The sequence below is a fragment of the Bacillus cereus group sp. BfR-BA-01408 genome (genome assembly GCF_022663305.1).
In the GTDB taxonomy this organism is placed as follows: Bacteria; Bacillota; Bacilli; order Bacillales; family Bacillaceae_G; genus Bacillus_A; species Bacillus_A pacificus.
In genome coordinates, this window is the sequence record NZ_JAKUFF010000033.1 from 36,697 (window position 1) to 45,316 (window position 8,620).

Sequence of the window (8,620 nt, forward strand, 5' to 3'; positions counted from 1 at the left end):
CCGCTCAAAAGCCACTAGTATCAAACGTTCACAACTATTTATTACATTTTATTTACAAAAAAAAGCAAACTCTTTTACAAGTTTGCTTTTTTCTATTTTATAGTGCACACTCTTCAATCTCAAATCCTAAATCTTCAATCATACCCCAGTCTGCAGTCGGTTCTTGTCCAGCTGTCGTTAAGTAGTCCCCAACAAAAATAGAGTTTGCTGCAAATAAACCGATTGGCTGTACAGAACGTAAATTGATTTCACGCCCTCCTGAAATACGAATTTCTTTCGTTGGGTTTACAAAGCGCATCATCGCCAGCACTTTTAAACATTCTACTGGTGTTAACTCTTTTTGTCCTTCAAGCGGCGTACCCTTTACAGCAACAAGGAAATTACATGGAATTGAATCTGCATCTATACGTTGTAATTCGAATGCAATTTCAGCTCGCTCTTCTATTGTCTCTCCCATTCCAAAGATCGCCCCAGAACATGGTGAAATACCGGCTTGTTTCGCTTTTTGAACTGTATCAACACGATCGTCATACGTATGAGTAGAGCAAATGCTTTCGTAATTATCCGCATGTGTATTTAAGTTGTGGTTATAACGATGTACACCCGCTTCGGCTAAACGTCCTGCTTGATCTTCGTTTAAGAACCCTAAACAACAACAAATCTTCAAGTCTGTCGTTTCACGAATCTCCTTAACTGCTCCAATTACGTGATTCACCTCTTTATCTGTCGGGCGACGACCAGATGCTACAATACAATATGTACCCGCTTTACGACGAATTGCTTCATGTGCCCCTTCTACAATCTTTTCCTGCGTTAGCCATGCATATTTATCAATCGGTGCTTCTGAAATAATAGACTGTGAACAATATCCGCAATCTTCAGGGCATAATCCAGACTTCGTATTAATAATCATATTTAATTTTACTTTCTTACCAAAGTGATGATGGCGAATGATATACGCAGCATTCATAATTTCTAAAATCTCTGTATCGTCAGCCTCTAATATCGCTATTGCATCTTCTTTCGTAATCACTTTCTCTTCTACTACGTCGTATGCAAGTTTTTTCCAATCCCTTTTTGTTTGTACTTGTTTCATTTCATCTCTTCCCCTCTTTTGTTATATGCACAAATAAAGCATGATACGTTGCCATTATCCCTTCATTTCCCGTGAAGTCTCTTTCGTATATGCGAAGCATCGCACGAAAGAGTGAGGGACTTTGACAATATGATTCTTCATTACTATTGGTCGCTCCTACTTTACGAATAGAATGTAGAAACTCCCTAACTTCTGTAAATCTCTCTATGTAACACGTTTCAGAAACATGTACATCCCCTGTTTCTATCTCACATATATGGCGCAACTGATTTTTCGAATAAAAACGTTGCCCAATCGATGTTTCATTTTGTATATTTTTTTCTTCTTTCGCCCGCTGGAACGAAGCATGCAATTCTTGAAATGTTTCCTGTCCAAACGTTGAAAAGAGTAATATCCCCTCTATAGATAAATGACGAAATAAATTTGTTATCACTTGTTTTAAATCATTTAGCCATTGAAATGTGGCATTTGAAATAATGACATCATACGTTTCTTCTAGTCGTAATCTTTCAATATCCTCACAATAAAATGTTACATTGTTTACATTTTGTCTAGTTTTCGCAACTGCAATCATACTTTCAGCAAAATCAATAGCTGTAATTTGTGCTTTCGGAAATAAGTTTGATAATTGCTCTGTAACATATCCTGTCCCGCATCCAAGTTCTAAAATACGTATCGATGAATTTGTACTATATCGCCGATTCAATGTAGAAAGTAATGAATGCGCCATCTTTTTTTGTACATTTGCATATTGATCGTAGGATACAGCTGCCACGTTAAATCGTTTTTGTAGTAACGTTTTGTTGATCATGTCGTATCCCCTCTACAAATTGAATGATTTCATTTGCGCAATATTCGAAATTCGTTACGCATAATGCATGTCCAGCCTCACTTACTACTTTTAACTTAGCATTCGCATTCTCTGTCATACTATGAGCTGCAGATAATGGACATATCACATCCTGTTCTCCATGAAGAAGTAACAACGGGACTTTGACATCTATTAATTCGTTTCTCATATCTGTTTCTATTAAATAATCTAAGCCTAATTGTAATGACTGAATCGAGTCTCCTTTAAAATTCAGCGCAATCTCTTCAAAACTCGTATTCTCTTTCAGCTCATCTTTTGTAAACATATTTTCATAAAACCGCTTGAGCGTATCTTCTTTCTTTCTCGCCACATTCTTTTTTAGCCGCTCTACATGCAAAGCATTCCATCCACTCGTATAGTCGCTCGTATTTGTAAATTTGGGAGTACCACCAATTAGTACAATACCTTTTGTCTGAATCTTTTTATGTGCTTGAACTGCCGCTAACGCCCCTAGTGACCATCCAACTAAAATGACATTTTCATCCTTTGCTACATCTATTATTCGCCCTGCGAATTCACTTTGTTCTTTCACATTACGCCAATTGATACATTGAACAGAATACTCTTTAAAATACGGCAGAACTAAAGTCCAAACACCTTCTTCCATTCCCCACCCAGGAATAAAAATAATCTTTAGCTCTTTCATACGAAAAACCCCTCTTCTTTACCAATGCGTATAATATGGTGAATAGCCCATTGCAAATCAGCTATTGTATGTTGGGACGTAACTGCAAAACGGACCCGTGAACTATTAACTGGAACCGTTGGTGGACGAATTGCAATTGCAGCAATCCCTACCTGTTGCAACCTTTTACTAAACCGTAAAGCTGTTTCATTTGAACCGACTACGATCGGTACAATGTGAGTTGAGCTATTTCCAATATCAAAACCAGCTTCTCGTAAATGGCTTCTGAAATATGCTCCATTCTCTATAAGTCTCTCTCTTCTTTCATTATCTTCTTTTACAATTTCAATTGCTTTTTGTACCGCTCCTAACGTTCCTGGCGGTAATGCAGTAGTAAAAATAAAACTTCTCATCATATTGTGTAAATACTCTATATAAATTGCATCGCCTGTCAAATACGCACCATAACACCCTAAAGCCTTACTAAACGTCCCCATATGTATATCTATTCTTTGAGCAAGATCTTCTTCTATATGAGATAATCCAGCTCCGCCACTTCCATATATTCCACTCGCATGTGCTTCATCAACTATAAGAATTGCCCCGTATTTCTCTTTCAGCTCTACTAACTCCCTTACATACGCAGTATCACCATCCATACTAAAAACAGTATCTGTTACGATTAATTTCCGCTGTTCAGGTGACGCTGTTTTCAATAACTTCTCTAAATGATCCAAATCATTATGACGATACCTTTTATGCTCTGCCCCACTTAATATAATTCCATCAACAATGCTTGCGTGATTTAATTTGTCACTAAACACAATATCGTGACGACTCACTAATGAAGAGATCACTCCAATATTTGCGGTATATCCACTATTCACAACTAGGGCTTTTTCAGTGCCTTTCCAATCGCATATACTTCTCTCAACCTCTTCATACAGTGAATAGTTTCCTACCACGAGCCTTGATGCTGTCGCCCCAGTTCCATATTTTCTTGTACATGCGATAGCAGCTTCTTTTAACCTTTCATCTCCAGCTAACCCTAAATAATTATTTGACGCTAAATTTAGCATCCTTTTCTCATCTCGAATAAGCCATGTCTCTTCTGCTTGTTCTGTTACATGCAAATTACGATACTGCCCTCGCTCATGTAATTGTTGCAATTTAGATTGAAGATGTGTGCGCCACGTTTGATTCATTTCGGATAAGCTCCTCTAATTTTGAAATCATTATATATTCTTTAGCAGATTCCAAGACTTCTTCTTTTGTAAACTCACCTGGAAAGAATGGTAATAAACCTAAAACCGGTACCCCACTTAGCTCTTCAATCATTTCTTTATTTTCTTGCACTCTTTCCATTTCGCATTCTTTGCAGCCAGATAAAATGACACCTGCTACTGTTAAACCATATGCCTTTGCATAAGCGATCGTTAAAACTGTATGATTTACTGTTCCTAATGTAGGGCGTGCTACTACAATAAGTGGAAGTTGTAATTCTTTTGCGAAATCAATTACTAAAGCGTCCTCTGTATATGGAACAGCTAATCCACCTGCTCCTTCTACAAGTAGACTATTAAAATCTTTCAATCGTTCATTATAGTGATGAATAATGTCTTTTAACGTTACTGTCCTTCCAGCTCTTTTCATGGCAAGTCTCGGGGCAAGCGGCTCTTCAATAGAGTAAGGGCAAATTTCCTCTTCTTTTGTCGGTACACCTGATAATGCTTTTAGCCTTGCTGCATCTCCTTCTGGATTTGATGCAACATGTCCACTTTGCAACGGTTTATATACCCCGATGTTATATCCCAGTTCTCTAAATACACCTGCTAATGCACCGGCGACAACAGTTTTCCCCACTTCAGTATCCGTTGCTGTTATAAAAAAACCGCTCATTATTCTCCCTCCGTAACATCCGAGATTGCTTTATACAAAATACGTAACATATCATCAATCTCATCAATTGTAGAAGCAAGAGGGGGCATAAATACAATCGTATTACCGAGCGGGCGCAAAATCATACCCAGCTCCCTTGAGCGTTTACATACTTGAACACCGACTCTCTCTGTCCATTCAAACGCTTCTTTCGTTTCCTTATTCTTCACAAGTTCAATTCCAACCATTAACCCGCATTGACGAATATCCCCTACATGTTTATATGCAAAGAGGTCTTCTAATTGCGTCGCCACATATTCTGTTTTACGTGCCACCTCTTCTATTAAATTTGTTTTTTCATATAGTTCTAGATTCGCAATTGCTACCGCACACCCTAACGGATTCCCTGTATAACTATGTCCGTGGAAAAATGTTTTTTGTTCTTCATAGCCTCCTAAAAAGGCATTATAAATTTCATCTGTCGTTACAGTAATTGCAACTGGTAAATATCCGCCTGTTAAACCTTTTCCGGCTGTTAAAATGTCCGGTGTTACATTTTCATGTTCACATGCAAACATTTTTCCAGTACGCCCAAATCCAGTCGCTACCTCGTCTGTAATAAATAGAACATTATATTTTGTACATAAATTACGTAGCCCTTTTAAGTATCCTTTTGGCATTGTAATCATACCACCAGCCCCTTGCATTAAAGGTTCTACAATAATCGCCGCAATCTCTTCATGTTTATCTTTCAGCAGCTCTTCCATTTCTTCTAAATGCTTTTTTACAATTTCCTCCTTATTATTTCCATAAGGAGAACGATATGTATATGGATAAGGCATTTTAATCGCTTCGAATAAAAGCGAACTATACACTTGGTGAAACAAGTCTATTGCTCCCACTGAAACAGCTCCAATTGTGTCACCATGATACGCTTCTTTTAATGTAACAAATCTTTGTTTCTTCGGTTTTCCTTTATGCTGCCAATATTGAAAGGCCATCTTAATTGCAATTTCAACAGCGCTAGAACCGGAGTCTGAATAAAACACTTTCTTCAAACCTTCTGGTACAACTTCAATTATTTTTTCGGCTAATAAAATAGATGGAACGTTAGCAAGCCCTAACATAGTAGAATGGGAAATTTTATTTAATTGCTCACGAATTGCCTCATCTAGTTCTGGCACTTGATGTCCATGAACATTTAACCAAATAGACGAAACACCGTCCCAATATTCATTTCCATTTACATCGTATAGCTTTCTTCCCTCTCCCCGTTCAATAATGACAGGATCTTCTTCTAAATAATCCTTCATTTGTGTAAACGGATGCCATACATAGGCCTTATTTTTCTCCGATAACTCTTCATATGTATATGATGGTTTGTCAGTCGTACTCTTACTAAAAGTCACAATTGTCACCCCTAATGTTAACTAGTTTATAAATATAGTTAACATTAAAACTAAATGACTGTCAATTATTTTTAAATCAAGTAGTTCTTAAAAAAGAACAACTTATCATACGATAAGTTGTTCTACTTTCCATGTTGTATCTTTCCAATTTCTAAAATAATCTCTTCATCTTTTTTTCCTTCTGTTTCAATTCCAAGTTGTTTTGCATGTTCAATCAATAGATCATGGCGCTTCTCAAATCTTGCGGTATTTACTTCTTTCGCAACCTCTTCTTTTGTTTTTCCTTCCATAGAAACCCCTAGTTTATCAGCTGCTTTTTCCATCGACTTCTTCTCTTCAGCTTCTTTCGCTTTCTTCACTTCTAACTGCTGTATTTGCTTTTTCTTCGCCTGCTCTGATTCAGCTGCAAAAGCTGTGTAAATGCCAGCACTTCCGCCAATGACTAGTAAAGTGGTAAAAAGAATTATTTTTTTCTTCACTCTTTCCTCCCCTTTCAAATTCATTATAACGCACATTTTCCCAGGATTAAAATCGTTCTCCTTTATTTCCCTAAAAAATCATTGAATATTTTTATTGACATGTGAGACGAATATATGATAAAAATTTAACTAACATCATATGAATCGGCATTGATAGGATTTAGTAGTATTTCGATTTCTGCTTTCAGAGAGCTGGTGGTCGGTGTGAACCAGTACAGAGCGAATTATGAATTACCCCCTGGAGCTTCTTTTGCGAAACGTAAGGAGTAGTGAAAGACGGTTATAGACCGTTATATCTAAAGAGTGGTGAAACGACACTGTTTCACAATTTAGGGTGGTACCGCGAATTTTTCGTCCCTGCATATGTTGCAGGGGCGTTTTTATTTTATTAGCGCATATCATACAACCCTTTATTTTGTGATACATTCATTTCACAAGCTAGGGTGGTACCGCGATTTCTTCGTCCCTGCATAATTATATGCAGGGACGTTTTTTTATCCAATCATTTCCGTATCATATTAAAGAAACAACAATTACCGGTAATTTGTCACAAAATTCTAAAATTTAGAAGGAAATAAACAATATTGGCGAATTTTATATAAAAAAGAGCTATTTTAGATTACTTAGGAGGGGAAAACAATGGTTTCAAAAATTGAATCTGTTCTTTTAACAGTATTTATCTTTTTCTGCATTGGCTTTAGTGTTATCAAATTAGAAGTTTCACCACACATCCCAATTTTATTTGGTATCGTTCTTTTATTAGCATTTGGATTTATGAAAAAAATTGATTGGTCTACGATGGAAAAAGGAATGATAAGTAGTATTTCAGCTGGTATTCCATCTATTTTTATATTCTTACTTGTAGGCGTATTAATTAGTGTTTGGATCGCTGCTGGAACAATTCCAACTTTAATGGTATACGGCTTCCAGCTTGTATCTCCAAAAATTTTCATTCCAACTGTTTTTGTTGTTTGTGCAATTGTTGGAACAAGTATCGGTAGTGCCTTTACAACTGCCGCAACTGTAGGACTTGCCTTTATGGGCATGGGTAGTGCTCTCGGATACGATCCTGCTCTAATCGCTGGTGCAATTATTTCTGGTGCATTCTTTGGGGATAAAATGTCTCCTTTATCTGATACAACAAACCTAGCGCCAGCTGTAACGGGTGTAGATTTATTTGAGCATATTCGTAACATGCTTTGGACAACAGTTCCAGCTTTCATTATTGCTTTTATCGCATTTTTCATTTTAGGAAGCGGTACTAGTGGAGACGTTGACTTCACAAACTTCATTAGCGCATTAGAGAAAAATGCAACGATTTCTATCTTTACACTTATTCCAATTTTATTACTGTTCCTATTCGCATTTAAAAAAGTTCCAGCAGTTCCAACATTACTTGCTGGAATTATAGTAGGGATCATTATCCTCTTTATATTTAAACCTAGTACTTCTTTAACTGATTTAATGAAAATTATGCAAGACGGTTACGTTTCTAAAACTGGTATGAAAGATATTGATAGCTTATTATCTCGCGGTGGCCTGCAAAGTATGATGATGTCAATCGCTCTTATTTTCCTAGCTCTTTGTATGGGAGGATTATTACAAGGAATGGGTATTATTACGCAGCTAATGAATATCATCTCTAGCTTCGTAAAAACTAGCACACGCTTAATTATTTCTACTGCTTCAACTGCAATCGGTGTGAACTTCTTACTTGGTGAGCAGTACTTATCTATCGTTTTAACAGGACAAGCATTCGCTAATAAATATGATGAAGTCGGTTTAGAACGTCGTAATTTATCACGTGTATTAGAAGATGCAGGTACAGTTATTAACCCGCTCGTACCATGGGGAGTAAGTGGCGTGTTCTTATCGAACGTCCTTGGCGTTCCAACTTTTGATTACGTTCCATTCGCAATCTTCTGCTTAGCTTGTCCAGTTGTAACAATCATCGTCGGCTTTACTGGATTTGGCCTTTCATGGAAGAAGGAAAAAGCTGTAACACTTTCATAATATATTAAAAAGGATTACCTGAATCGGTAATCCTTTTTATATTTCTCCACTATCTATTTGCTTTCTTTCTTCTAAATAACAGAAGGAATCCAGCTCCAATAAATGCCAATCCAGCTCCAATTGTAGAAGCAACACTTGTACCTGTTTTCGGTAAATCACGTTCTTCTTTCTTTTCACTTACAGTTGTTGTTTCTTTTGCGTTTTGATTATCCGTTGTAGTTTGTCCAGATCCTGTATTATTACCTTCAT

At 36.9% G+C, this 8,620-nt stretch carries 9 protein-coding genes and 1 other annotated feature; of the genes, 1 reads left to right on the forward strand and 8 read right to left on the reverse strand.

The window, feature by feature from the left end:
• Positions 1-97: 97 nt before the first annotated feature.
• The 7 genes from bioB to MR083_RS15135 all read right to left on the reverse strand — a co-directional run bounded on the left by bioB (position 98) and on the right by MR083_RS15135 (position 6,358).
• Positions 98-1,096: a biotin synthase gene (bioB, locus tag MR083_RS15105; protein WP_242269527.1), complete on the reverse strand. Its 999-nt coding sequence runs from the start codon at positions 1,094-1,096 to the stop codon at positions 98-100.
• 1 nt (position 1,097) lies between these two features.
• Positions 1,098-1,907, reverse strand: a complete 810-nt coding sequence (gene bioC / locus MR083_RS15110) for a malonyl-ACP O-methyltransferase BioC (RefSeq protein ID WP_000608937.1) — start codon at positions 1,905-1,907, stop codon at positions 1,098-1,100.
• Positions 1,873-2,613, reverse strand: a complete 741-nt coding sequence (locus MR083_RS15115) for an alpha/beta fold hydrolase (RefSeq protein WP_000661267.1) — start codon at positions 2,611-2,613, stop codon at positions 1,873-1,875. Before MR083_RS15115 ends, bioC begins: the two co-directional genes overlap by 35 nt.
• Entirely contained in the window at positions 2,610-3,797 is a 1,188-nt protein-coding gene (gene bioF, locus MR083_RS15120) for an 8-amino-7-oxononanoate synthase (protein WP_242269528.1), read from the reverse strand. Before bioF ends, MR083_RS15115 begins: the two co-directional genes overlap by 4 nt.
• Positions 3,763-4,491: an ATP-dependent dethiobiotin synthetase BioD gene (gene bioD / locus MR083_RS15125; RefSeq protein ID WP_242269529.1), complete on the reverse strand. Its 729-nt coding sequence runs from the start codon at positions 4,489-4,491 to the stop codon at positions 3,763-3,765. Before bioD ends, bioF begins: the two co-directional genes overlap by 35 nt.
• A complete protein-coding gene (gene bioA / locus MR083_RS15130) occupies positions 4,491-5,879 on the reverse strand; it encodes an adenosylmethionine--8-amino-7-oxononanoate transaminase (protein ID WP_000144318.1) in 1,389 nt (462 codons plus the stop codon). The genes bioD and bioA overlap by 1 nt, the downstream gene beginning before the upstream one ends.
• Before the next feature lie 122 nt (positions 5,880-6,001).
• Complete coding sequence (locus MR083_RS15135) at positions 6,002-6,358, reverse strand: hypothetical protein (RefSeq protein WP_242269530.1); 357 nt, start codon at positions 6,356-6,358, stop codon at positions 6,002-6,004.
• Positions 6,359-6,499: 141 nt separating this feature from the next.
• Positions 6,500-6,720: a binding site (T-box leader), on the forward strand.
• A gap of 277 nt (positions 6,721-6,997) precedes the next feature.
• Here MR083_RS15135 and nhaC point away from each other — a divergent pair.
• Entirely contained in the window at positions 6,998-8,371 is a 1,374-nt protein-coding gene (gene nhaC, locus MR083_RS15140; protein ID WP_000253747.1) for a Na+/H+ antiporter NhaC, read from the forward strand.
• Between the two features lie 49 nt (positions 8,372-8,420).
• Here nhaC and MR083_RS15145 read toward each other — a convergent pair.
• Positions 8,421-8,620: LPXTG cell wall anchor domain-containing protein (locus MR083_RS15145; protein ID WP_242269531.1), on the reverse strand; the 200-nt coding region annotated here is incomplete at its 5' end.